Source organism: Virgibacillus sp. GM2-2 (assembly GCF_055329585.1).
This window is the reverse complement of the sequence record NZ_JBUZWC010000067.1, coordinates 1-274: the sequence shown is the minus strand read 5'-3', so window position 1 is coordinate 274 and position 274 is coordinate 1. Positions and strand designations below refer to the sequence as shown.

General features: G+C 48.2%; 1 pseudogene. It reads right to left on the bottom strand.

The annotated features are described in order from the left end of the window. Positions 1 to 274: pseudogene (locus tag ACY9Z2_RS18995) on the bottom strand (hypothetical protein); the annotation flags it as partial.

Below are 274 nucleotides of genomic sequence, written 5' to 3'. Positions count from 1 at the left end.
CATAATCGATGCGAATTCATCAAGGTTCTCGGAATAGTAGCCCACGCTTTCGCAGGTTCTCTTGAAGAGACGGCTCATCTCGCTCTCTATCATCGATTCGGGAATATCGTATTTGCTGTCCTCGACGATCTGCTTGAGTATCTGGGCCTTGGCGTCACCTTTCGTTTTTTCAACTATGTATTTATCGAGGTATTCCCTGGTCTTGGTCCGGTACTGCTCAATTGTTTCGTAGCCCGTTTTCTTCGCGAATTCCTCGTCAAGAGCAGGCAGCTCC